The organism is Pimelobacter sp. 30-1 (genome assembly GCF_018831735.1).
Classification (GTDB): domain Bacteria; phylum Actinomycetota; class Actinomycetes; order Propionibacteriales; family Nocardioidaceae; genus Nocardioides.
In genome coordinates this window covers 594,050-617,957 of sequence record NZ_NHTS01000001.1, presented here as the reverse complement: position 1 = coordinate 617,957, position 23,908 = coordinate 594,050, and the positions used below count along the sequence as shown (strand labels likewise).

Annotated in this window: 22 protein-coding genes; 2 read left to right on the top strand and 20 right to left on the bottom strand. The window is 72.0% G+C overall.

Annotated elements, in window-relative coordinates; all coding sequences use genetic code 11:
* Positions 1-75: 75 nt before the first annotated feature.
* Entirely contained in the window at positions 76-1,185 is a 1,110-nt protein-coding gene (locus CCO04_RS02900) for an NDMA-dependent alcohol dehydrogenase (RefSeq protein ID WP_215812581.1), read from the top strand.
* Positions 1,186-1,460: 275 nt separating this feature from the next.
* On the opposite strand, the gene CCO04_RS02895 is transcribed toward CCO04_RS02900, so the two are convergent.
* The 4 genes from CCO04_RS02895 to CCO04_RS02880 are packed head-to-tail and all read right to left on the bottom strand — an operon-like array spanning position 1,461 to position 6,309.
* Positions 1,461-2,369, bottom strand: coding sequence for an ABC transporter permease (locus tag CCO04_RS02895; protein WP_215812580.1), 909 nt, complete (start codon positions 2,367-2,369; stop codon positions 1,461-1,463).
* A gap of 1 nt (position 2,370) precedes the next feature.
* Positions 2,371-3,564 carry an ABC transporter permease gene (locus CCO04_RS02890; RefSeq protein WP_215812579.1) on the bottom strand — a complete coding sequence of 398 codons (1,194 nt, stop codon included), beginning with the start codon at positions 3,562-3,564 and terminating at the stop codon, positions 2,371-2,373.
* Complete coding sequence (locus CCO04_RS02885) at positions 3,561-5,117, bottom strand: ABC transporter ATP-binding protein (RefSeq protein WP_215812578.1); 1,557 nt, start codon at positions 5,115-5,117, stop codon at positions 3,561-3,563. Before CCO04_RS02885 ends, CCO04_RS02890 begins: the two co-directional genes overlap by 4 nt.
* A gap of 40 nt (positions 5,118-5,157) precedes the next feature.
* Complete coding sequence (locus CCO04_RS02880) at positions 5,158-6,309, bottom strand: BMP family ABC transporter substrate-binding protein (protein ID WP_215812577.1); 1,152 nt, start codon at positions 6,307-6,309, stop codon at positions 5,158-5,160.
* A 168-nt stretch (positions 6,310-6,477) separates the two neighbouring features.
* Between CCO04_RS02880 and CCO04_RS02875 the strand changes: the two genes are divergently transcribed.
* A complete protein-coding gene (locus tag CCO04_RS02875) occupies positions 6,478-7,953 on the top strand; it encodes an aldehyde dehydrogenase family protein (protein WP_215812576.1) in 1,476 nt (491 codons plus the stop codon).
* A 3-nt stretch (positions 7,954-7,956) separates the two neighbouring features.
* On the opposite strand, the gene CCO04_RS02870 is transcribed toward CCO04_RS02875, so the two are convergent.
* The 16 genes from CCO04_RS02870 to CCO04_RS02795 all read right to left on the bottom strand — a co-directional run bounded on the left by CCO04_RS02870 (position 7,957) and on the right by CCO04_RS02795 (position 23,905).
* A complete protein-coding gene (locus CCO04_RS02870) occupies positions 7,957-8,241 on the bottom strand; it encodes a hypothetical protein (protein WP_215812575.1) in 285 nt (94 codons plus the stop codon).
* A gap of 103 nt (positions 8,242-8,344) precedes the next feature.
* Positions 8,345-9,343: an ABC transporter substrate-binding protein gene (locus tag CCO04_RS02865; RefSeq protein WP_215812574.1), complete on the bottom strand. Its 999-nt coding sequence runs from the start codon at positions 9,341-9,343 to the stop codon at positions 8,345-8,347.
* Between the two features lie 11 nt (positions 9,344-9,354).
* Positions 9,355-10,131, bottom strand: coding sequence for an ABC transporter ATP-binding protein (locus CCO04_RS02860; RefSeq protein ID WP_215812573.1), 777 nt, complete (start codon positions 10,129-10,131; stop codon positions 9,355-9,357).
* Between the two features lie 27 nt (positions 10,132-10,158).
* A complete protein-coding gene (locus CCO04_RS02855) occupies positions 10,159-10,965 on the bottom strand; it encodes an ABC transporter permease (RefSeq protein WP_215812572.1) in 807 nt (268 codons plus the stop codon).
* Entirely contained in the window at positions 10,958-11,755 is a 798-nt protein-coding gene (locus CCO04_RS02850) for an ABC transporter permease (RefSeq protein ID WP_215812571.1), read from the bottom strand. Before CCO04_RS02850 ends, CCO04_RS02855 begins: the two co-directional genes overlap by 8 nt.
* Positions 11,756-11,971: 216 nt before the next feature.
* Positions 11,972-13,453 carry an amidohydrolase family protein gene (locus CCO04_RS02845; protein WP_215812570.1) on the bottom strand — a complete coding sequence of 494 codons (1,482 nt, stop codon included), beginning with the start codon at positions 13,451-13,453 and terminating at the stop codon, positions 11,972-11,974.
* On the bottom strand, positions 13,450-14,052 hold the full coding sequence (locus CCO04_RS02840; protein ID WP_215812569.1) for a thiamine pyrophosphate-dependent enzyme: 603 nt from the start codon (positions 14,050-14,052) through the stop codon (positions 13,450-13,452). The genes CCO04_RS02845 and CCO04_RS02840 overlap by 4 nt, the downstream gene beginning before the upstream one ends.
* Positions 14,049-14,573 carry a thiamine pyrophosphate-binding protein gene (locus tag CCO04_RS02835; protein WP_215812568.1) on the bottom strand — a complete coding sequence of 175 codons (525 nt, stop codon included), beginning with the start codon at positions 14,571-14,573 and terminating at the stop codon, positions 14,049-14,051. Before CCO04_RS02835 ends, CCO04_RS02840 begins: the two co-directional genes overlap by 4 nt.
* A gap of 9 nt (positions 14,574-14,582) precedes the next feature.
* Positions 14,583-17,930 (bottom strand): molybdopterin cofactor-binding domain-containing protein, encoded by a 3,348-nt coding sequence (locus tag CCO04_RS02830; RefSeq protein ID WP_215812567.1) that lies wholly within the window; start codon positions 17,928-17,930, stop codon positions 14,583-14,585.
* Complete coding sequence (locus CCO04_RS02825) at positions 17,927-18,394, bottom strand: (2Fe-2S)-binding protein (protein ID WP_215812566.1); 468 nt, start codon at positions 18,392-18,394, stop codon at positions 17,927-17,929. Before CCO04_RS02825 ends, CCO04_RS02830 begins: the two co-directional genes overlap by 4 nt.
* Positions 18,387-19,022: a cysteine hydrolase family protein gene (locus tag CCO04_RS02820; RefSeq protein ID WP_082003825.1), complete on the bottom strand. Its 636-nt coding sequence runs from the start codon at positions 19,020-19,022 to the stop codon at positions 18,387-18,389. The genes CCO04_RS02825 and CCO04_RS02820 overlap by 8 nt, the downstream gene beginning before the upstream one ends.
* Positions 19,012-20,400 (bottom strand): dihydroorotase family protein, encoded by a 1,389-nt coding sequence (locus tag CCO04_RS02815; protein ID WP_215812565.1) that lies wholly within the window; start codon positions 20,398-20,400, stop codon positions 19,012-19,014. The genes CCO04_RS02820 and CCO04_RS02815 overlap by 11 nt, the downstream gene beginning before the upstream one ends.
* Positions 20,401-20,623: 223 nt before the next feature.
* Positions 20,624-20,989, bottom strand: a complete 366-nt coding sequence (locus tag CCO04_RS28240; RefSeq protein ID WP_215812564.1) for a HepT-like ribonuclease domain-containing protein — start codon at positions 20,987-20,989, stop codon at positions 20,624-20,626.
* Positions 20,986-21,429 (bottom strand): helix-turn-helix domain-containing protein, encoded by a 444-nt coding sequence (locus CCO04_RS02805; protein WP_215812563.1) that lies wholly within the window; start codon positions 21,427-21,429, stop codon positions 20,986-20,988. Before CCO04_RS02805 ends, CCO04_RS28240 begins: the two co-directional genes overlap by 4 nt.
* A gap of 59 nt (positions 21,430-21,488) precedes the next feature.
* On the bottom strand, positions 21,489-22,733 hold the full coding sequence (locus tag CCO04_RS02800; protein WP_215812562.1) for a M20/M25/M40 family metallo-hydrolase: 1,245 nt from the start codon (positions 22,731-22,733) through the stop codon (positions 21,489-21,491).
* Positions 22,697-23,905, bottom strand: coding sequence for a Dabb family protein (locus tag CCO04_RS02795; RefSeq protein ID WP_215812561.1), 1,209 nt, complete (start codon positions 23,903-23,905; stop codon positions 22,697-22,699). Before CCO04_RS02795 ends, CCO04_RS02800 begins: the two co-directional genes overlap by 37 nt.
* Positions 23,906-23,908 lie beyond the last annotated feature (3 nt).

The window sequence follows — 23,908 nt, the reverse complement described above, 5'->3', positions numbered from 1 at the left end:
TTGCATTGCGCAATGGCTCGCCCTGCTTTACCGTCGGGGTGAACCCGCACGTGCCCGGACCAGAAGGACTGCAAAATGCGAACCAGAGGCGCCATCGTCCGCACCGCCCCCGGCCCCTACGAGGTCGTCGACCTCGAGGTGGCCGACCCGGCCCCCGGCGAGGTCCAGGTCCGCCTGGCCGCCGCCGGCCTGTGCCACTCCGACGACCACATCGCCGTCGGCGACTCCCCCGTCGCGATCTACCCGTTCGCGCTCGGGCACGAGGGTGCCGGCGTCGTGACCAAGGTCGGCGCGGGCGTCGACGACCTCGCCGAGGGCGACCACGTCGTCTTCTCCTTCCTGCCCGCCTGCGGCCGCTGCCGCTGGTGCGCCTCCGGCATGCAGAACCTCTGCGACGACGGCGGCAAGGTGTGGATGGCCCCCGAGGTCCCCCGCGTCCACCTCGCCGACGGCGGTGCGCCGGTCGGCCAGATGTGCGGTGTCTCGGCCTTCATGGAGACCACCACCGTCTCGGCCCGCTCGGTCGTCAAGGTCGGCAAGGACATCCCGCTCGACAAGGCCTGCCTCGTCGGGTGCGGCGTCGCCACCGGCTGGGGCGCCGCGGTCAACTCCGGCGCCGTCCGGCCCGGCCACGTCGTCATCGTGATGGGCATCGGCGGCATCGGCATCAACGCCGTCCAGGGCGCCGTCCACGCCGGCGCCACCACGGTCATCGCCGTCGACCCGGTCGAGTTCAAGCGCGAGGAGGCCAAGCGCTTCGGCGCCACCCACGCCTTCGCCACCATGGACGAGGCCGCCGAGATCGCCCGCCAGCACACCAACGGCCAGGGCGCCGACTCCGCCATCGTGACCGTCGGCGTCGTCACCGGCGACCACGTCGGTGCCGCCTTCAGCGCGATCCGCAAGGGCGGCACCGCCGTCGTCACCGGCCTCGGCAACAACGCCGCCGTCGGCGCCCCGATCAGCCTCACCGAGCTCACGCTCTACCAGAAGCGCATCCAGGGCTCGCTGTTCGGCGAGTGCAACCCGACCGCCGACATCCCCGCGCTGCTCGACCTGTACCGCGCGGGCATGCTCAAGCTGGACGAGATCGTGACGCGCACCTACACGCTCGACGAGATCGGCCAGGGCTACGAGGACATGCACGCCGGGCGCAACCTGCGCGGCGTCGTACTGTTCGACTGACGCTCACCGGCGCCGCACCGCGCCCGGACCGCGACCGCGGTCCGGGCGCGGTCGCATTTTTCAGGGGCAGTCGTCGAGCAGCCACGGAGGGCACAGCACGAAGGCGGAGCACCGCGGCCCGGTCGGCGCTGACCAGGCCGACGAGCAGATGTCCAGCGTCCACCGCCCGGGCTGCGTCCGTGCGTGCGGCCCTCTCCCGGGATCGACACCGGCCGCGGACCCGGGCGCCCGAGAGGGGCGGGTCGGGTCCGCGGCCGGGGTCGCGGTGGTGGCTGCTAACGCACGGGTGCGAACGGCTGGCCCAGAGCCAGGGGTCTCTTCGACCGGGCGCCGAGGACGGCGAGCGACGCCAGCGCCAACAGGTACGGCGTCGCCGCGAGCAGCTGCGGAGAGGCGCTGTAGCCGATGGCCGGGAGGGCCAGCTGGAGACCCTGGGCGACACCGAACACGGCGCACGCGCCGATCACGCCGCGCAGCATCCAGCCGCCGAAGATGACGGCCGCGATCACGATGTAGCCGCGGCCGGCGGTCATCCCCGAGGTGAACGACCCGGCCTGGAAGACCGACAGGTAGGCGCCGCCGATGCCGGCGCAGAAGCCGCAGAAGAGGAGCGCCTGGCGGCGCCGGGCGTTGACGTCGATGCCGGTCAGGTCGCCGGCCACCGGGTCGTCGCCGGCGGCGCGGAGCTCGAGGCCCATCCGGCGCCGGCGTACCCACCAGATCAGCAGGAGCAGCGGCACCAGCAGGTAGACGACCCACGGCTGCACGAAGAACGCCTTGCCGATGATCGGCAGGTCGGACAGCAGCGGGATCCGCCAGGGCGAGCCGCCGGGGATGTCGAGCGCGGAGGTCGACAGCAGGTAGTTCGTCACGCCGAGCACCAGGACGTTGAGCGAGAGCCCGACGACGTAGGTGTTGAGCTGCAGGCGGTGGCTGAGGTTGCCGTGCACGAACGCGATGAGCATCGCCGCACCGATGCCGCAGAGCAGGCCGACGATCGGCGAGCCGGACTCGGTGGCGCCGTACGCCGCCGCGAAGGCCGAGCCGAGCATCATCCCCTCGACGGAGAGGTTGAAGGTGCCGGCCCGCTGGGCGACGTACTCCCCCAGGCCGGCGAACAGCAGCGGCACGGTCAGCGGGACCGACGCGGTGAGGATCGTCTCCAGATCCGTCGTCAGGTTCATGTCAGGCCACCTTCACGGTGCGGCGCAGCCGCCGGCGGCGGACCGCGGCGAGCAGGACGGGGGGACACAGGAGCGCGACCACGATCGCGGCGGTGATGACGTTGACGATGTCGACGGGGATGCCGTCGCCACCGAGCAGGCCGCCACCGGCGACCATCGCGCCGAAGACGAGGGCGAGCAGGACGCTGACGCCCGCGTTGGTCCGCGCGGCGAGGGCGATGAGCAGGCCGTTCCAGCCGATCGAGCTGGCGACGCCCGGGTTGAGCTGGAAGCTCTGGCCCATCAGGATCGCCGCGCCCGCGGCACCGGCGAAGGCACCGGACGCCGCCACGGCGAGGGAGCCGAGGCGCGGGGCGCTGATGCCGATCGTGCCGGCCACGGTGGGGTTCTGGCCGAGGATGCGCAGCCGGTAGCCGGCGTGCGCCGACGAGAGGAACCACGCGACGAGGATCGCCGCGACGAGCGCGAGCAGGAACGCGAAGGGCACCGCGACGCCGAGGACGTCGATCGTCGGGAGCATCGCCTTCTCGGGGACGCGCGGCGACTGGGACGCCGTACCGGCGCCGAGGGTGCCGCCGCCCTTGTCGTGCAGGGGGCCGTCACCGCTGATCAGTCCGGTGAGGAGCTGCTCGGCGAGGAACACCAGCAGCAGCGAGCTCACCACGATGTCGACGCCGCGGCCGAACTTGAGCAACGCGGCCAGGAAGGCCCAGGCGCCACCGGCGGCCGCCGCGGCGAGGAAGGCCAGCGGGATCACGACGATGCCGGGGCCGTCGACGAAGAAGACCACGAACCCGGCGCCGATCGCGCCGAGGGTGACCTGCCCCTCCTGGCCGATGTTGAACTGGCCGGCCCGCATGCAGATGACCGCGCCGACCGCGACCAGCAGCAGTGGTGCGGCGGCGGTGAGCATGTAGCCGATGGAGATGCTGTCGCCGATGCTGCCCTCGAACAGGTCGCCGAGGATGACGCCCGGGTCGTGCCCGGTCGCCCAGCCCAGCAGCAGACCGACGCTGATGCCGAGCGAGAGGAAGCAGAGGAACGCCAGCACCTGCTCGATCGCGGGGCGGGTGCTGGAGCGCAGCATCCCGACCAGGCCGCCCATCGCGGCGTCGGGGCCGCGTCGGGCGCCGCCGCGCGGCGGGGGTGGGGTCGCGTCCTCCTGGACCGGCGACTCCGAGACGTCGGTGCTCATGCGCTGACTCCTCCCATCAACAGACCGAGCTTCTCGGGGTCGGCCTCGGCACGGGCCAGCTCCCCCTGGATCCGGCCTCGGTAGATCACGGCGATGCGGTCGGAGAGCTGCATGATCTCGTTCAGGTCCGACGAGATGAGCAGGACGGCGACGCCGGCGGCAGCCGCCTGGCGCATCCGCTCGTGCAGGTCGGCGACCGCGCCGACGTCCAGGCCCCGGGTGGGCTGGGCGAGCACGAGGACCGCCGGTGCGGCGGACATCTCGCGCGCGAGCACGACCTTCTGCTGGTTGCCGCCCGACAGCGAGCGCATCGGCTGGTCGACGGAGGCGACGGCGATGTCGAACTCCTCGACCAGGCGCTCGGCCAGGCTGTGCAGCTTGCGGCGGGAGACGACACCCGCGCGCGAGAGGGACTTCAGTCCCGCCAGCGCCAGGTTGTCGGCCACCGACATGTCGAGGATGCAGCCGGACGTCTTCCGGTCCTCCGGTACGACGCCCACGCCGGCCTTGCGGGTCGAGCCCGGCCGCCCGACGGCGATGCGCTTCCCGTGCACGCGGACCTCGCCCCCCTGCAGGGAGAGCGAGCCCGCGAGCAGCGCGGACAGCCACTGCTGCCCGTTGCCCTCGACCCCGGCCACGCCGACGATCTCGCCGGCCCGGATTTCCAGGTCGAGGGAGTCGAGCGCGCGGGTGCCGTCGGCGGACGCCGTGGCGCCGACGATGCTCAGCACCGGCGGGGTGTCGGGCTGCTCCGGCTCGACCGCTGCGGCGGGCGCGTCCGCGACCGGCGCCGTACCGGCGCCGATCGCGGCGGCGACGTCCGCCTGGGCCGCACTGGGCAGGTCGCGCCCGATCATGTGCCGGGCGAGCTCGGCGACCGGCGTCTCCTTGGGGCTGACCCGGGAGACGACACGGCCGCCGCGCATCACCGTCGCGTTGTGCGACACCGCGGTGATCTCGGCCAGGTTGTGGCTGATGAGGATCACCGAGCACTCCTCCTGCTCCACCAGGCCGCGCAGCATGGTGAACAGGGAGCGGGACTCCTGCCGGGTCAGCACCGCCGTCGGCTCGTCGAGGACGAGCAGGCGGGGCCGGTCGATCAGGCAGGTGACCAGCTCGACGCGCTGCTGCTCGCCGACGCTGAGGTCACCGACCATCGCGCGCGGGGAGACCTCGAGGCCGAAGCGCTCGCTGACCTCCTCGATCTGCGTGATGGTGCGGTCCCGGTCGACCCGGCCCTCGCCACTGAGGACGACGTTCTCCCAGACCGAGAGCGTCGGGATGAGGCTGTAGTGCTGGTGCACCATCCGGACGCCCAGGGCACGGGCCGCGTTCGGGTCACGGATGACCGCCGGCTCTCCGGCCAGCGACACCTCTCCGCGATCCGGGCGGACCAGCCCGAGGAGGATGTTCATCAGGGTCGACTTGCCGGCGCCGTTCTGGCCCAGCAGGCCGTGGATCTCGCCCGGCGCGACCTCGAGGTCGACGTCGAGGCAAGCCGGAACCCCGTTGAAGTGCTTGGTGATGCCGGCCATGCGGAGCGCCGGGATCACCGTCTCCGCCTCCGGTCGGGAAGCCGCTGTCATCACCGGATCAGGACGCCCCGGCCATGGCGAACACGTCGATCTTGCCGGCGTTGAGGTCGGCCTGGGCCTGCTCGATCGCGGCGTTCATCGGGTCCTTGCCGTCACCGGCGTCCGCGCACGGGTGCACGGCGGGGACGGGGTCGACACCGAGGCGCCAGTTGCGGGTGACACCGAGCTCGAGCTTGCCGTCGGCGTACATGTCGAGCATCGGGGCCAGGTAGTAGCCGGGCGCGAAGATGACCTCGCCGATGAACGAGCCGTCCTTGGAGTCGCAGAACGACTTGGGCGAGCCGAGCACCGGGATGCCGGCCTCCTTGGCCTTCTTGGCCACGGCGACGGTCGGGGCGCCGAAGTACGGGTAGATCGCGCCGATGCCCTGCGAGACCTGGGCGTTGAAGCCCTCGACGGCCTTGCCCACGTCGAGCTGGTCGCCGGTGTACGTCTCGACGACGTCGGCGTTCGGGACCTGCGACTTCACGCCCTCCTTGAACACCTTGCCGATCGTGGTGTTGAAGGGAGCCGCGATGCCGGACAGGAAGCCGGTCTTCTTGATGTCGTTGGCCTTCATGTAGGCGCCCATCGCGACACCGGCGACGTACGCGTAGCCGAGGCCGACGTCGTACGACTGGGTGAAGGTGGCGTCCTGCTCCGGCGAGCCGTAGCCGCCCTGCAGGTAGAAGAAGGTGTCCTTGCAGATCGGGTTCTTGGCCGCGGTGACGGCCTGGGCGAGCTGCGCGTCGCCGATCACGATCATGTCGACCCGCTGGCGGCAGAGGTTCTCCGCCGCGGTGACCGCCTGGGTCAGCGGGACCAGACCCTGGACCGTGTACTCCCAGTCGTGCTTCGAGGCGGCGTACGCCACCGCGTCGGCGGTGCTCTGGTAGTACGTGCCGTCGTTCGTGTCGCCCGAGGTGATGACGCCGATCTTGACCTTGCCGTCGCCGTTCTGGTCCGGCTGCTTGGCGGGGACCTGGCCCTCGCCTGCCCACTCCGGCGAGGTCGCCGTGCCGGGCTCACCGATGGCGGCGCCGCGCGCGACGGCGAAGGGGTCCGGGCCGTCGAAGCCCTTCTTCTTCGGCTCGTCATCGCTCGAACCACAGCCCGCCACAGCGAGCATCGCGACCGCCATGCAGGCCGCGTAGAACTTCTGGATTCGCATCTTTTCCGCCCTCGATCCATCCGAGTAGTGCGTGACTGCGGGTCGTTCCGACCTAGGTCCGAGTGCCTTGCCGGCCGAGCCCCGGGACTGCGCCAGCATGCACCAGCGCGTCTCGCAATGCAACACATCATCTTGACTAATGTGATCAGCCGGTCGGACGATCGGAGCGTGACCACGGCTGAGAAGACCCCCCTGACGACCGCTCCGAGCGGCGACCACTCCGGCACGTTCATCGGCGGCGCGTGGCTCGATCGCGCCACGTCGTTCCCCTCCGTCGACCCCGCCACCGGCGAGACGTTCGGGCACATCTCGGCCAGCGAGGTCGCCGACGTCGACCGCGCCGTCGCGTCCGCGCGCGCGGCCGCCCGCACGTGGGCCAGGACGTCGCCCTCCGAGCGCGGCGCCATCCTCGGCCGCTGGGCCGGGCTCGTCTTCCAGAACATGCACCGGCTCGCGGCGCTCGAGGCCCGCGACGTCGGCAAGCCGCTCTCCGGCGGCCTCCTCAACGTCCAGATCGCCGGCTCCATCCTCCAGTTCACCGCCGGTGGCGCGGACAAGATGACCGGCGCGACGCTGCCGACGCGCTCGCCCGACTACTTCGGCTTCACCCGCCGCGAGCCGCACGGCGTCTGCGCGATCGTGCTGCCCTGGAACGTCCCCGCGGTCCTCTGCGCCGCCAACCTCGCGCCCGCGCTCGCGGCCGGCAACGCCGTCGTCCTCAAGCCGTCGGAGGTCGCCCCCCTGGTGATCCACGCGCTCGTCGAGCTCGCCGAGGAGGCCGGTCTCCCGGCCGGCGTGCTCAACGTCCTCACCGGCGTCGGCGTCGAGCTCGGCGCCACCCTGGTCAGCCACCCGGGCATCGACCACATCAGCTTCGTCGGCTCCGTCGCCACCGGCCGCCTGGTCATGCAGGCCGCCGCCCAGAACCTGACCCCCATCAAGGTCGAGCTCGGCGGCAAGTCGCCCAACGTCGTCTTCGAGGACGCCGACCTGGACGTCGCCGTACCGGCCATCGTCCGGTCGATCACCGAGAACGCCGGCCAGAACTGCAACGCCGGCTCCCGCCTCCTCGTCCAGGCCTGCGTGGCCGACGAGGTCCGCGCGCGCGTCGTCGCCGCCATGTCGGAGATCCGGATCGGCGCCTGGCACGAGGACCTCGACATGGGCCCCCTCGTCAACCCCGTCCAGCACGAGCGCGTCAGCGGCCTCGTCACCGGCGCCCTCGGCGACGGCGTCGAGCTCGTCCTCGGCGGCGAGCGCCCCGCGGGCCGCGACGAGGGCAACTTCCTCGCCCCCACGGTTCTTTCCGTGACCGACCGCAACGCCCCGATCGTCGGTCAGGAGATCTTCGGCCCCGTCCTCACGGTCGAGACCTTCACCGACGACGCCGACGCGCTCGACCTCGCCAACGGCACCGACTTCGGCCTGCTCGCCTGCATCTGGACCAATGACGTCTCGCGCGCGCTGCGGATGTCGTCCGAGATCGGCGCCGGCCAGATCTCGGTCAACCAGTTCTCCGACGCGGGCGTGATCGGCATGCCGTTCAACATGGCCAAGCAGAGCGGCTTCTCGGCCGGCAACGGCTACCGCGCGCTGTACGAGTTCAGCCGCGAGAAGGCGGTCGCGGTCAAGCTCCTCGGCTGAGCCTCAGCCGCGGCGGACCCGCGGCGACAGGAACCGGCGCTCGTCGACGCCGGTCCCGAGGTCGCTGCGGGTCGTCTCGGTCGCCTCGTCGGGCACGACGAGGGACACCCACGCCCGGTCGGTCCGCTGCCCCAAGCCCGGGCAGCGGACCTCGGTGCGCTCGGCCTTCCTGTACTTCTCGTCGACGAGACTGACGTAGCGCAGGATGGGGAAGCGCGCCGCCGTGACCAAGGAGCACTCCGCGGCGACCGCGGGGTCGACAGAGCCCTGACCGTCGGCCGTCGTCACGGCGACGTCGCCGACGGCATCGTGCCGGACCCAGCGCTCGGCCTGCCACGCCGGCCGAGGTGGGCACCCGCGCCGTCAGGTGCCCACCTCCCCCGGCGACCCGCTACTTCGTGCTCACGAACGACGGCACGAAGTCGCTCGGGGACGGCGGGTCGTCGAGGCGGTCCTGGTCGACGAGGATCGCGCCCATCCGCTCGAGGGCGTCGGTGTCGACCTTGGCCTCGTAGATGTTCTCGGGCAGCGTCGCGAGGACGGCGGCGTCCTGCTTGCACTGGGCCGAGGCGATCTTGAAGCGCTCGTCGTCGTTGGCGGGGTCGTTGAAGGCGGCGTTGGTCTCGATCAGAGCCTCCTGGAAGGCCTTGATGTCCTTCTCCCTGCCCTTGGCCTCCTTGCCGGTGGCGACGTAGCCGGCGAAGACGAGGCCGTTGCCCTCGCCGACGGCGACGTACGGGTCGCCGAGGCTGACCAGGCCGAGCTTCGGGTCCACGTTCTGCGCGGGGACCTGGGCGGCGGCGACCTTGCCGGTGGCGACGGCGGAGGCGAGCTCGTTGAAGGGCAGCGCGACGAACTTGACCGAGGCCGGGTCGCCGCCGGTGAGCTTCATCCACTGGCTCGTGACGATCTGGTTGATGCCGCCGACCTCGTTGACGCCGATGGTCTTGCCGTTGAGCCCGGCGGCGTCGGTGATCCCGGCGTCCTTGGCGACGACCATGGCGTTGGCGGCGTCGGCCTCCTCGGTCGTGGTCTCGTAGGCGGTGGCGATCCACTTCAGGTCGAGGCCCTGGTCGATGGCCAGCATCGTGGAGAACGGGTTGGCGAACGCGAGGTCGATGTCGCCGCTCTGGAGCGCGGTGAGGGCCGCCGCGCCACCGGTCGACTTCACCAGGTCGACCTCGACGCCGTGGTCGGCGAAGAGGCCCTTCTCCTGGGCCCAGTAGACGACCTCGTTGCAGAGGCCGAGGGTGGTGACCCGGAGGGGGCCGTCTCCGTCGCCGTCGTCGGACGAGCCGCAGGCGGCCAGGGCCGTCGTTGCGGAGAGGCCGAGGACGGCGGCGACGGCGATCCGCCGGCGCAGGGAGGACGAGGACCGGGGTGCACTCATGATGTGCCCTTTCAGTGGGAGGGAGTGTCGGGCCGCATGACGAGGCGGAAGACCTCGCTGCGGAGCTTGGCGAAGCGGGCGTCGAGCTTGGTCTCGACCTGGTCGCGCGGGCGCGGCAGGTCGACGGTGAGGTCGGCGGCGATCCGGCCCGGGTTGGCCGCCAGGACGACGATCCGGTCGGCCATGTAGACCGACTCGTCGATGTCGTGGGTCACGAAGGCCACCGTGACGTCGTACTCGTGCCGGACGCGGAGGACGAGGTCCTCGAGGTCGGCCCGGGTCTGGGCGTCGACGGCGGCGAACGGCTCGTCCATCAGCATCACGGTCGGCTCGGTGACGAGCGCCCGGGCGATGGCGACGCGCTGCTGCATGCCGCCGGACATCTCCCAGGGGTACATCTCCCCCTTGCCCGCGAGGCCGACGGACTCGAGGGCGTGCTCGACGCGCGTGCGCTGCTCCTCCTTGCCGAGCTTGGCCGCGTTGAGCGCGGTGGTCAGGTTGCGGCGCACGCTCATCCAGGGGAACAGCGAGCGGCTGTAGTCCTGGAAGACGACGGACAGCCCGGCCGGCGGCCCGGAGACCGGCACGTCACCGAGCCGGATCTCGCCGCTGCTGGGCTTGAGCAGCCCGGCCATCATCATGAGCAGGGTCGACTTGCCGCAGCCCGAGGGCCCGACGATGCTCACGAACTCCTGTGCGTGCACGGTCAGCGAGGTCTCGGTGAGCACCTCCTTGGCCTCGGCACCGCGGCCGTAGGACTTGCGGACTCGGTCGACGACGACGTTCATCGGTTCACTCCCTGTGGGGCCGGCGGGTCACAGCGCGTCGAGACCGGTACGGCGCTGCCAGCGCAGCAGCCGGGTCTCGACCCTGCCGAAGGCCAGGTTGAGGACGATCCCGATCAGGCCGATCAGGACGAAGGCGGACCACATGTCGAGGTAGCGGAAGCTCGACTGCGCCACGACGATCTGGAAGCCGAGCCCCTCGGTGGTGGCGTAGAGCTCGGAGATGACCATGAGGATCAGCCCGATCCCCAGGCTCACCCGCAGCCCGGCGAGGATCTGCGGCGCGGCGGCCGGGACGATCACCCGGCGGTAGAGCGTCCACCGCGACACCCGCATGCTGCGCGCGCTGCGCAGCCACATCGGGTCGACGCCGGCGACGCCGTCGGCGGTGTTGATCATGACGACCCAGACACTGCCGAGGAAGATGAGGAAGACGTTCATGTTGCTGGCCACGCCGAAGATCTGGACGGCGACCGGCAGCAGCACCGTGTTCGGGATAGCCGCGAAGAAGCGGACGACCGGACCGTACATCTGCGCGATCACCCGGCTCCGCCCGAGGACGACGCCGCCCGCGATGCCGACGACGACGGCCAGCCCCCAGCCGCGCGCGAAGCGCGACAGGCTGGTCGTGACCTCGCTCCAGAACAGGTCGGAGAGGAAGAGGTGCGACGCCGGCCCGCCGAGCCAGACGTCGCCGAAGTTGCCGAGGATCCGCGAGATGGGCGGTACGAACAGCGATTCGCTGGTGCGGCCGTAGATCTCCCACAGCACGAGCACGAGCGCGAGGAGCCAGAGGTTGCCCACCCCGGCGAGCGCGCGGCGCAGCGTCCTAGTCATGGTGCACCCACCTCACGAGACGGCGCTCGGCACGGACCAGCGCCGAGTAGAGCAGCGCGCCCGCCGTGCCGAGCAGGAGGACGCCGGCGTAGACGACCTCGGGCCGCGACGCCTGCGTGTACTGGACGAGCACCGTGCCGACGCCGTAGCGCGCGCCGAGCAGCTCGGTGGAGATGACGACGACGAGGGCGATACCGACGGCGACCCGGACGCCGGTGAGGATCGAGGGCAGCGCGCTCGGCAGCGTGACGAGCGCCTGCTGCCGCCACCAGCCCCACCGCAGCGAGCGGGCGACGTCGCGGCGCATCGGCTCGGTGGTGGCGACGCCGTAGATCGTGTTGATCAGGATCGGCCAGACCACGGCGTAGAGCGCGATGGACACCTTCATCTCCATGCCCAGGCCGAAGATGAGGACGCCGATCGGGATGAGCGCGGTCGCGGGCACCGAGCGGAACGTGTTGACCACGACCATGGTCGGACGCTGCAGGAACGCGAAGCTGCTGGCCACGAGCCCGACCGCCACCGCGATCAGCGAGCCGACCAGGACCGTGATCCCGGTCGCCGCGGCGCTGTCGACGGCACCGGCGAGGAAGTCGCGATCACCGAGGATGGTCGGCAGGGCGCGGAGCACCGACCACGGCCCGGGCAGCGACGAGCGGGGTACGACGTCGAGCGCGCCGAGCAGCTGCCACAGGAGCAGCAGGCTCAGGACGCCGGCGGAGCCGAGCGCGAGCGGGCCCGCTCGGCCGGCCCAGTCCGCGCCGCGGACGGCTGCGTGGTCGGTCTGCATCGGACCCCCTGGCGAGGACGCCGATCTCTCGGCGACGTGACCCGCGTCACGTTCCGACCGAACCTAGGGGCCACGCGCAGTCGTGTCAACATGCAAGTCGTTATCTCGCATGGCAATACGGGACAGATCCGCTGCCGACGAGCCCGCCGGGCTCCCCGAACGCCGAAAGGGGCTCCGATCCGGCGGATCGGAGCCCCTTTCGGCATCAGCGAGGGATCAGTGGCAGGCGGCGCCGCCACCGCCGACGGCGGCCTCGACCTGCTCCAGCACGGGCCGCACCTCCTCGAACCGGGCGAGCCGGTCGGGCAGCGTGGTCCAGATCCGGGTGGCGATCTCGCGGGCCTCGGCGCGGATGGCGTCCTCGTCGATGCCGGGGAAGGCGCGGTCGACGAGCACCGGCTGACCGGCCACGTAGACGCTGCGCACGGCGGAGCCGAGCTCGGCGTACGCGAGCTGGTGGCGCAGCTGCTCGGCGGGCGCGGGCCAGACGTAGTCGGTGTCGATGACCGTCAGGTCGGCCTGGGCGCCGACGGCCAGGCGGCCGACGTCGGCGCCGAGCGCGGCGGCACCGTTGGTCCAGCACATGCCCAGGCCGTCGTTCGCGGTCGGCCAGGTCTCCGGCGGGCCCTGCACGCGGTGCAGGATCGTCGAGAGCTTGAGGGTCTCGAACATGTTCTGGGTGTCGTTGCTGCTCGCGCCGTCGGAGCCGATGGCGACCTTCGCGCCGGCCTTGAGCAGCGCCGGGACGGGCGCGACGCCCGCGCCGAGCTTGAGGTTGCTCGCCGGGTTGTGGACGGCGACCGCCTCGGTCTGCGCGAAGAGCTCGATCTCCTCGGGGCTCAGCCAGATCGCGTGGGCGAAGGACGCCCAGTCCTGCAGGGCGTCCAGCTTGGCGAGGAACTCCACCGTCGAGAGGCCGTAGCGCTGCTGGGCCATCCGGATCTGCGACTGCGCGGAGAGCAGGTGCGTCTGCATCCGTACGCCGCGCGTGCGCGCCGTCTCGACGCTGGCCTCGAACAGCTCGGTCGAGCAGCGCGGCAGCGAGGACGGGCCGAGGAGCGGCTGCAGGAGCGGGGACTTGCCCTGCCAGCGGTCGACGAACCGGTTGGCCGCCGCGAGGACGACGTCCGGCTGGGCGACGGGTGGCTTGCGGAGCTCGGCCCCGCCGGGCACCAGGTCGACCGGGATCGACGAGAAGAAGTCGAGGTCGGAGTACTGGATCGCCACGTTGGCGCGGAAGCCGAGGTCGGCGTACGCCTGCATGATGGCGTCCATGCCGTCGTCGACCCACTCGTTGTCCGAGCGGGCGCAGTCGAGCACGGAGGTCGCGCCGCTGCGGACCATCTCGATCGCGCCGACCATCGCCGAGACGTAGAGGTCGCGCGGCGAGAGCCGGGCGCCCGCGCCGCCGTAGCTCGCGACGACCATCCACGCGTCGAGGGGCAGCGCGTCGCACAGGCCCTTCTCGATGGTCTGGTTGGAGTGCGTGTGCGCGTTGACCAGGCCCGGGATGAGCAGGTCGCCGCCGAGGTCGGTCGACTCGGCCGCGCTCGCGGCGGAGCCCGCCTGGGCGAGCCAGCGGTCGGCGGCGCCGGGGCCGAGGTCGGCGATCACGCCGTCCACGACCACCAGGTCGCCGAGCTCACCGCCGTGCTCGAGGTCCAGCAGCCGGGCGTTCCGCAGCAGCCGTGTCGTCATCCTTCGTCACCCTTCGATCGTTCCCAGTTCGCCAGTGCCGTCCGGAACTCCCGCTGCGCCTCCGCGCCCGAGAGCTCGCCCGGCCCGCCGTACGGCGAGGGCTCCGGGTCGACCTCGACGACGAGCATCGCCGGTCCGGGTGCTGCCTCGAGCAGCTCGCCGAGCAGCTCCGGGAGCTGGTCGGCGGGTGTGTCGCGTACGACGGTGCGCGCGAACGGCCAGCCGGCCCCCCGCGCGATCGCGGCCAGGTCGGCGAGCGCGCCGGCCGCGAGCGGCTGGCCCCCGCCCGTCTCGTACCGGCCGTTGTTGAAGACGACGACCCGCAGGTTGGCGGGTGCCGCGTCGGCGAGCGCGAGCAGCGAGCCCAGGTTCATCACCAGGTCGCCGTCGCCCTCGAGGAGCAGGAAGTCCAGGTCCGGCCGGGCCAGGGCGGCACCGAGCGCGAGGCCGGGCGCCGCACCCATCGGGTCGGACGCGTAGAACGTGGGGTTCGGCCCGCCGTGGTCGCGCCAGGCGCGGCCGGCGGTGCCGAGGCTCGCGATGACGACGTGGCCGGGCGCGGCCGCGGCGATCGCGCCCGCGACGTCGGCGCGCCTCACGCCTGCTCCCCCACGAGCGCGCGACGGGAGCAGAGCAGCACGACGGGACGCCGCAGCAGCCAGGCCTGCTCGCTGGCCTTCTCGAACAGCCAGTCGTCGGCAGGACCGTCGACGTGGTGCACGGTCAGGCCGGCCGCGGCGGCCACGCCGGCAGTCACCTGACCCTTGTACATCTGGTAGTAGAAGCCGTCCTCGGCGCCACCGCGCGCGGCGGCCACGACGACCAGCGGCAGCTCGTGGTGGTGGGCGAACGCGGCCAGCACGTTGGCCGACAGCAGCACCCCGGCGTTCTGGCACAGCACCGCCGAGCGCAGGCCCATCAGGGCCGAGCCGCCGGCGATCGCCACGGCGTCGTCCTCGCGCGTCACCCGGACGTCGAGGATGCTCGGGTCGGCGACCACCTCGCCGATCAGCGGGCTCAGCCAGCTGTCGGGCAGGTACGCCGCGAGGCCGACGCCGCCGGCCTTCAACCGGTCGACGATCGCCGCACTCCGCGTGGTCGCGATATCGACGTCAGTCATCGCCACTCCTCATCTCACGTTCTGGCCGAGCAGCTGCTCGGTTGCTTGTCGGGCCAGGCCGATGGCGGCGTCGAGCTTCCATCGGTTCCCCGGCAGGGGGTGGGCCTCCCACGAGAGGTCCTGGTCGAGCACCGCGGCCACCGAGTCGGCCGTCGGGACGGCCCCGGCCAGCGCGCGCCCGAGCCGTGGCGGCTGCCAGGGCTTGGGGGCGAGCCCGCCGAAGACGTAGCGCGCGGTGGTCCAGCGGCCGTCGGCCCCGCGACGCGCGCACGCGGCGAGCGAGACGAGCGCGAAGTCGCCGTCCCACTGCTGGAGCTTGAGGAAGGTGCCCCGCGCCGCCAGGGCGGACGCCGGCAGCACGACCGCCTCGACCAGCTCGCCGGGACGCAGGTCGAGCTCGCCCGGACCGGCGTACAGACCGGTGATCGAGACGCGGCGGCTGCCGTCGGGGCCGGTGACCACGACGGTCGCCTCCAGCGCGTCGAAGACGGTGGCGAGGTCCGAGGGCGTGACCGCCTGGCAGCGGTGGCCGCCGATCGCGGCGTGGTGCAGGCGGTGGTCGCCCTCGACGGCGTAGCAGGGGCAGCTGACGCCGCCGCGCTTATAGCAGTCGAAGCCGTTGCGGAAGAACCAGCAGCGCTTCTCCTGGCCGAGGTTGCCCGCGACCGTCGCCACCTCACGGATCTGGGCGGAGGCGATGGTCACGACCGCGTCGGCCACCATCGGCACCCGGTCGGCCGCCCAGGCGGCCAGCTCGGCGAGCGTCACCGCGGCGCCGATCCGCCAGTCCCCACCGGGCTCCTCGTCGATGCCGCGCAAGGCGGCGATCTTGCCGGTACCGACCAGCACGGTCGGGAAGAGCAGCTCCTGGTCGCGCTGCACCAGGACGTCGGTGCCGCCGCCGATCGCCGTCGCGTCGGGCGAGGCCAGCTCGGCCACGGCCTCCGCGACCGTCGTGGGGAGGGCGATCCGCTCGACCGGTCGCGGCGTACGGCGGCGCGCGAAGCGCGTCCCCCAGCGGTCGAGCAGCAGGTGGATGCCGTAGGGGTAGAGCGCGCGGAAGAGCCCGATCTGCCAGCGCGACGGGCGCCGCGCGAGGTGGTGGCGCCGTGCGGCGGCGCCGTCCTTCTCGCGCAGCGCGGCCAGGACGACGTCGGGCGTCAGCGGCAGCTCGCGGAAGCGGATGCCGGTCGCGTCGTAGACGGCGTTGAGGAGCGCGGGGGCGGCCGGGATGAGCGCGATCTCGCCGACGCTCTTGGCGTTGAAGGGACCGGCGGGCTCGGGGCCCTCGACCAGGCCGACGTCGATCGACGGCACCGTCGTGGCCCGCGGCAGCGGGTAGTGGACGTAGCCGGCGTTGACCAGGCGACCGCCCTCGTAGTGGAGCTTCTCCCCCAGCGCCGCACCCAGGCCCTGCACGGCACCGCCGATGATCTGGCCCTCGACCAGCGCCGGGTTGATCGCCTTGCCGATGTCGTGGATCGCCGCGTAGTTGAGCACGCTGATGACACCGGTGCCGGGGTCGACCTCGACCTCGATCGCGTGCGCCGCGTAGGCATAGGTCGCCGAGATGTTCGGCCGCTCGATGCCCGTCCAGTAGGGCTGCATCTTGGGCTCGACGTACTCGGTGTCGATGCGCAGCGCGCCGTCGACCAGGTTCTCGATCGGGATGCTGTCGGTCGCGGACGCGACCGTCCCGTCGCGCAGGGTCACGTCGTCGGCACCCAGCTTGGCGGCGCCGAGCTCGCACAGCCGCTCGGCCATCGCCTCCGCCGTCTGGCGTACGGCGTGACCGCCCATGTGCGTGCCGCGCGAGGACCACGCGCCCATGTCGGGCGGGGTCTCGTCCCAGTCGGACATGATCACGCTGACCCGGTCCATCGGTACGCCGAGCACGTCGGCCGCGATCTGCCCCAGGATCGTGCGCTGACCGGTGCCCGCGTCGGCACCGCCGAAGCGGACGACGACCTCGCCGGTGGTGCGGACCTCGACGCCGGCCGCGCTCGTGTTGCCGCCCGGGTAGGCGTACGAGCCGCTGGCGTGCATGCCCGACGAGACGCCGACACCCCGGTAGGGACGGCGTTCCGGGCCGCGCTTGGCGTCCCAGCCGATCCGGTCGCGGACCTCGGCGAGGCACTCGCGCAGCCGGTTGGAGCCGACCTGGGAGCCGGAGAGCTGCGTGGTGTCGGGCAGGCCGGAGTTGCGGATCCGGAACTCGATGGGGTCCTGGCCGCACTGCTCGGCGAGCTCGTCCATCAGCGTCTCGAGGCCGATCGCCGTCTGCGGCTGGCCGTAGCCGCGGAACTGGCCGCCGGGCACGAGGTTGGTGTCGACGAGGCGGGCGTCCCAGCGCACCGCGTCGGGGCGGTACATCGAGCCGAGCTGCTTGATGCCGGCCCGCATCACCGAGGGGCCGTAGTGGTTGTAGGCACCGTTGTCGACGTCGATGACGGCGTCGAGGAAGCAGAGCCGGCCGTCGGCGTCGGCGTGCGCGTCGAGCCGGGTGGTGAAGGCGTGGCGCGGCTTGGTGAAGGCGAACTCGTCGGCCCGGCTGAGCTCGAGCAGCACCGGGCGGCCGCACTTCATCGAGAGCGCGGCGGCGAGTGCCTCGTGCTCGGAGATCTTGGACTTGGAGCCGAAGCCGCCGCCCACGGCGACGTCGCGGCAGACGACCTGGTCGAGCTCGAGGCCGAAGAGGTTGGCCAGCTCGTGGACGACGAAGTGCGGCGCCTGGCTGGAGGTCCACATCTCCAGGCGCTCGTCGTGCCACCACGCGATGCTCGTGTTGGGCTCCATGCACGCGTGGTTGACGCGCGGGTAGCGGAACGTGCCGCCCGCGGTGAACGCGGCGTTGGTCTGGGCGAGGTCGACGTCGCCCCAGTGCTCGGCGGTCGCCACGGCGACGTTGGGCGCGTCCGCGCGCTGGTGCAGCTGGGGGGCGCCGGGGGCGAGCGCGTCGGGGACGGTCAGCACGGCCTTGCGCCGGCGGTAGCGGACGCGGATCGCGCGGAGGGCCTCGTCGGCCGCCTCGGCGGTCTCGGCGGCGACGGCGGCGACCTCGTGGCCGACGTACAGGACCCGGTCGACGGCCATCGGCGGCCGGTCGGAGTAGGGGCCGCCGCTGTGCTCGTAGAGGCGGCCCTCAGGGAAGTCGGCGGCGGTGACGACGGCGTGGACGCCGGGCACGCGCAGCGCGGCGGAGACGTCGAGCCGCTTGATGTCGGCGTGCGGCAGCGGGGAGCGCAGGACCCGGGCGACGAGCGTGCCCGGGGGCGGCTCGTCGGCGGCGTAGCGCGCGGTGCCGGAGGTCTTCTCCTCCCAGTCCAGGGGGCGTACGGACTGCCCGACGGCGTTCATCGCGCGGCCTCCCTGGAGCAGTGCCTGGTCTGCGCGACGGCGCAGACGGCATCGACGATCTGGCGGTAGCCGGTGCAGCGGCAGACGTTGCCCGACATCTCGCGGACGATCTCGTCGCGGCTGCGCTCGACCGACTCGCGGAGCACGGCCTCGGCGCGGACCACCTGGCCGGGCGTGCAGAAGCCGCACTGGAAGGCGGCATGGTCGGCGAACGCCGCGCGGAGGTCCGCCGCGTCGTCGCCGAGCCCGGCGGCCGTGGTCACCTCGTCGGTGACCAGCGCCGCCAGGGTCGTGCAGGCCAGCACGGCCCGGTCACCGACCAGCACCGTGCAGGCTCCGCACTCGCCGCGCCGGCAGGCGCCCTTCGCGGCGAAGTTCCCGGAGGCCCGGAGGACGTCGAGCAACGTCTCCCCGGGCGCCCCGGCCGGGACGACGTCGCCGTCGACCCGGAGGTCCTCAGCCATCGAGGGCGGCGGTCAACCCAGGAAGGTCGGTGACGACGCCGTGGAAGCGCTCGATGCTCGCCAGGGTCGCGGCGTGCGCTGCGTCGTCGGAGTCGGCCACGCACTCGGCGGGGACGACGACGTCGAAGTCCCGGGCGTAGGCGTCGCGGATGGTGGAGTCCACGCAGAAGCTGGTCGTCGTACCGAGCACGACCAGGACCTGCACGTCCTTCATCCGGAGCTCGACCTCGAGCGTCGTCTGGAAGAAGGCGCTCGACCGGTGCTTGACGACGACCTCGTCACGGTCCTCCTTGATCGCCTTCATCTCGTCGAGCAGCTCGGCGTCCCAGGTGCCGCGGCGGCACAGCTCGAGCTTGACGCCCCGGCGCTCCAGGTGCGACGGGATCCGGCGCCGGCTGCGCAGCACGTCGTCGTCGTAGTGGACCTGCTGGGTGAACCACACCGGGATGTCCAGGCGGTGCGCCAGGTCGATCGTCTTGGTGACGTTCGGGATGATGTCCTGCGGGTTCTTGACCGCATCGGCACCGAACGCCTGGCCTCGCGACCCCTCGGGGTGGCAGAAGCCGTTCTGCATGTCGACGACGAGCAGACCCACGTCCCGCGGGTCGAGCTTCACGCTAAGCGGCATGCCAGTTCCTCTCCTTGTCCTTGTCGGGTTCCGGCTTCACGACCACCTGGCCGCTGCCGGGCTGGGCCAGCACCTCGCCGTCCCGGTAGATCACGTCACCGCGGCGCATCGTCAGCGTCGGCCAGCCGCGCAGCGGCACGCCCTCGAAGGCGCTGACGAACTCGCTCTGGGTGACATCGGGACCGACGACCTTCTCGGTCTCCATGTCGACGATCACGAGGTCGGCGTCGGCGCCGACCTGGATCGAGCCCTTGGTCGGCGCGAGGCCGAACAGGCGGGCGGGGTTGTAGGCCATCGTCTCGGCGACCTTCTCGATCGCGATCCGGCCCTTGAGCACGCCCTCGGTGAGGACGACGGGCAGCATGGTGGCGAGACCGGCGAAGCCGGGCGCCTCCTCCCAGATGCCCTTGCCGGACTTGGGGATCGGCACGTGGTCGGAGCCGATGGTCGAGATCCAGCCCTCGCGCAGACCGCGCCAGAGCTCGGCCTGGTGCTCGCTGTTGCGCAGCGCCGGGGCGACCTTGCCGACACCGGAGCCGGCGAGACGCGCGTCGTCCGCGGTCAGCGCCAGGTAGTGCGGGCAGGTCTCCAGCACGACGGTGCGGCCCTTGCGGCGCGACTCGGCGGCCGCGTCGACGGCCATGCCCACGGTCGTGTGCGGCACGTAGAGCGAGCACTCCTGGAGGTCGGCGAGCCAGATCGCGCGGAGCAGGTCCTGCTCCTCGACGAAGTCGGGGCGCGAGGCGCTGTAGGCCGCCAGGTCGTCGCCGCCGGCCTCCTTGACCTTGGCGGTCAGGTGGCAGACCAGCGAGTCGTCCTCGCAGTGCACCATGCACCAGCCGTAGGGTCCGAGCTCGCGGATCTTCTCCATCGCGGCGTAGAGCACGGCGTCGTTGACCGACACCAGGCCGATGGGGTTACCGGGCTCGTAGCCGCCCATGTAGAACTTGAAGCTCGTGACGCCGAACTCCTCGGCGTAGCGGGGGATCTCCTCCACCTGCTCCATCGACGAGATGATGAAGTGGAACTGGGTGTCCACCAGCATGCGGGTCTTCGCGGTCTCGAGCTCGGCCGGGAAGGTGTCGAAGAAGGTCGACGGCGAGCGGCGGTACTGGAGCACGGTGGTGATGCCACCGACCGCGGCGCAGGCGGTCTCGGAGGCGAAGATCTCGGACAGCGGGCGTCCGCCGCCCAGGTGCACGTGCGGGTCGACCAGACCTGGCAGGACGTACCTGCCCTGGGCGTCGATCCGCTCGTCGGCCTCGGGGAGCACGCTCTCGTCGGCGACCGCGACGATGCGGCCGTCCTTGACCGCGACCGCCGCGTCGAACACGCCGCTCGGGCTGACGATCCGCCCGTTGGCGACGATGGTGTCCACGCGCATCTGACCTCCAGTTCCCGCTCTCGTCGAAGAGCGCAACCTCGCCTCGTAGACGCACTGGCAGGAGATCTCGGGTGGCTGTCGGCCGCACACCCGGCGCGCAGTGCGTCAGGGCTGTAATCGACTCCCCGGCAGGGAGGCGATGCCGTCGTCGACGACTCTAGTGAGCCGGCACACACACGTCAAGCATGCGTGATGACGTCTTGTAATGCGATATGTGTCAGGTTGCGTCTCCGCCGAGCGCGGGCAGCACCGTGTCGACCAGGTAGCCGCGCAGAGCAGGCACGTCGGACGTCAAGGTCCGCCAGACCCGGCGCGGGTCGAGGTCGTCGTACTGGTGCGCTGCGAAGTTGCGCATCGCGATCATCAGCCGCCACGGCTGACCGGGGAAGCGCTCCAGGATGTCGTCCGGGATCCGGTGGACCGCCTCGCCGATCCGGATCAACCCCATCTCCACCGCCCACTGGGTCCGCACGTCCTCCGCGAAGGCCCCCGCCTCCGACGGGGCGAGCTCCGCAAGGACGTCGCACACCCGGACGACGCGGGCAGCCGCATCACGTGCCTTGGCGACACCGTCACTGCTCACACCGCGACCGCTTCGGCGAGCAGTCGCGAGCGAAGCGGCTCACGGAGCCCATCGGCGGCGATCACGTCGACCGGCACCTGGAGGAGGTCGGTCAACGCCAGCCGGAGGCCGACCTCGTCGAGCAGGCTCGCCTCGTCGGTGAAGTCGACGAGCAGGTCGACGTCGGAGCCCGGCTGGTCCTCACCGCGCGCCACCGAGCCCACCAACCGCGGTGCCGTGGCGTGGTGTGCCGCGACGATCGCCCGGATGGATGCGCGATGCCAGTCGACCCGAGCCGACGGACGGCCCAGGAGGGCACGACGGAGCCGCTCCTCGACCTCAGGGCTGGGGACTCGCCGACCGTTCTCGTAGGCCGACAGGTTGGGCTGCGGGACGCGGGCAGCGGCGGCCAGCTCGGCCTGGGTCAGCCCCGCCGCGCGCCGTTCGGCCCTGATGTCCACGCGTCGATCGTAGCCGGATATATCGACCTCGATAAGGGAGACGGGCACGGCGCCGGTGCTCAGTGGTGGTGCTCGTGGTCGTGCCGGGCCCGCGGCGGCCGCTGGTGCGGGTGGTGGTCACCCGCGAGGAGGGCCGTGTAGAGCTCCCGATAGCGCTCCAGCTCGGCCAGGTCCACGACGTCGCGCCGCGGATCGGAGGACGATCGTACGCTCTGCGGGCCGACCCGGACGGTGTCGATCCCGTGCTCGCGCAGCACGACCCCGTCGGTCGAGCCGGTCCAGCCGGTGATCGGTGCCGGCGGCTCGCCGAAGACGCCCTCCCACGCGTCCTGAGCCGCCCGTACGACGGGCGCGCGGGCCTCGGTCGCCTGGGCACCGTGCAGCCACTCGACCTCGACCGCGCAGCCGCAGCCGGCCAGCGGGGTCGCCGCCAGCAGGGCGTGCAGGCACGCGGTGAGCTCGGTGGCCAGCCGCGACGGGCGCTCACCGGGCACCGTGACGACGTACAGGTCGAGGAGGAGCTCGGCGGGCAGCAGGTCCGGCTTGTCCGGCCAGCCGGCGCGCAGAGCCCCCACACCGACCTGGGCGCCGACCTGACCGACCGGCGCGCGGCTGGCGAGGTAGCGCTCGCGCCACTTGTCCACCGCGTCGAGGACGACGCCCGCGTGCCGCAGCACGCCGCCCGGCGGTGTCGCCGAGTCGGGCGCGAGCGCGGCGCCGGAGGTGCCGGTCACCCGGACCTGGAGGTACGCCGCGCCGGGCTCCTCCCAGAGCAGCCCGCGTGGGCCGCCCTTGGCCACGATCGCGGAGGGGATCTCGGGGGCGTCGGCGAGGAAGGCGCGGACGCCCTCACCCCGTCCGCCGCGCCGGTGCGTGCCGCCGCCGGCCAGCAGGAGCGTGCCCCTGCCGGCGGCGGCGAAGGCTGCCACCGCGGCCGCCGCCGGCGCTCGGGCCACGCCGAGCCCGAACCCCTCGGCCGTGCCGTCGACGATCCGGAGTGGACCGACCGGGTCGTCGCGGCCCGTGACGAGGGGATCGGAGATCCCGTCCCCGTCGAGGGAGGTGTCGAGGTGCGAGTAGAGCAGCGGCCCCGGCCCGGCGTACGCGACCAGGTTGGCGCCCTCGGCGCCGTAGGGCTGCACGGTCCAGGTGATCGCGGGCCACCGCTCACCGCACCACTGCGCCAGCGCCGTGGCCGCGAGTCGCTCGCGGCCACGGGGCGCCGGCGTCTGGTCGAGCACGCCCAGGAGCTCGACCAGGTCCTCGGTCAGAAACGACCCCAGTCGTCGGACGCCGGCCGCCACACGTCGATGTTGCGCGGGTCGGCGGGCATCTTCCGGGCCCGGTGCGTCTCGTGCTCCTCCGGGGTGAACACCCGGTGGCTGTCGCAGAGCTCGAAGCGCGGACCGAACTTGGTGTCGTGCAGGTAGAACGCGATGGACGTCGACGCCGAGTGGTTGACGATGTCCGACGCGATCGGCGCACCCTTGTAGAGGGCGCGGGCGCGCATCCGCATGACGTGGTCGAGGCTCTTCATCGCGAAGCAGAGGTGCGCGACGTAGTGCTCGTCGTTCTTCTGGATCGCGAGGCTGTGGTGGTAGCGGTCCTCGCAGCGCAAGAACGTCGCCGAGCCGACGATGTGGTCGGACGGGATGAAGCCCAGCACGTTGATGTAGAAGTCCAGCATCTCCTCGTACTTGGTGGTCGCGAGGAAGGGGTGGACCAGGTCGAGCGGGCGGATCTCGATGCTCGGCGGCTCGGCGTACTCCTGGAACTCGGTGAAGAGCTCGACGAGCAGACCCTCGGGGTCGGCGAGCGCGAAGCCGTTGTCGCACAGCGCCTGCTGGCGCTCCTGGAGCGGGAGGATCTCCTGGCCCGCGGCGATCGCGCGCTGCTTGATCTCCTCGAGCACCTCCTCGCTCTCGACACTGAAGCCGACCGCGGTGGTCCAGCCGTCGGTGCGCTCGGGGGCGCTGATCAGCTCGATCGCGTGGTGCTCGATGTCAGCCCGGAGGTAGGCGTACTCGTCGGTCTGCTGCTCCAGCTGGAGCCCGACGTGATACTGCAGGAAGTCGATCGTCGCCTGCATGTCCGGAACCTCGATGCGGGCGTACTCCATGCCGAACGGCCCGCGTGGACGCTGCGTCACGCGTCCCTCCCTTCCCGCGTCGCCCTCGGGGCCCGCGAACTCGTAGGCGACGATCGCCTGGTCGGCGATCACCGGCCGCCACTTCTCGCGCACGAAGGTCTCGTGCGACTCACTGTTGAGGTAGGCGAGCAGGTCCTGCTCGTCGGGGAACTCGACCGACATCCCGTGGGTGTAGGTCTGGTCCCGGCTGCTGATGTTCTCCCCCATCGACCAGTGCCGCATCGCGGGATAGCGCTCGGGGAAGGTCTCCAGCTCCGCGAGGATCGCCTGCCGGGTCCCCGCGGGGACCTCGTCGGCGAACCGGAAGAGCAGGGTGTGTCGGATCATCGG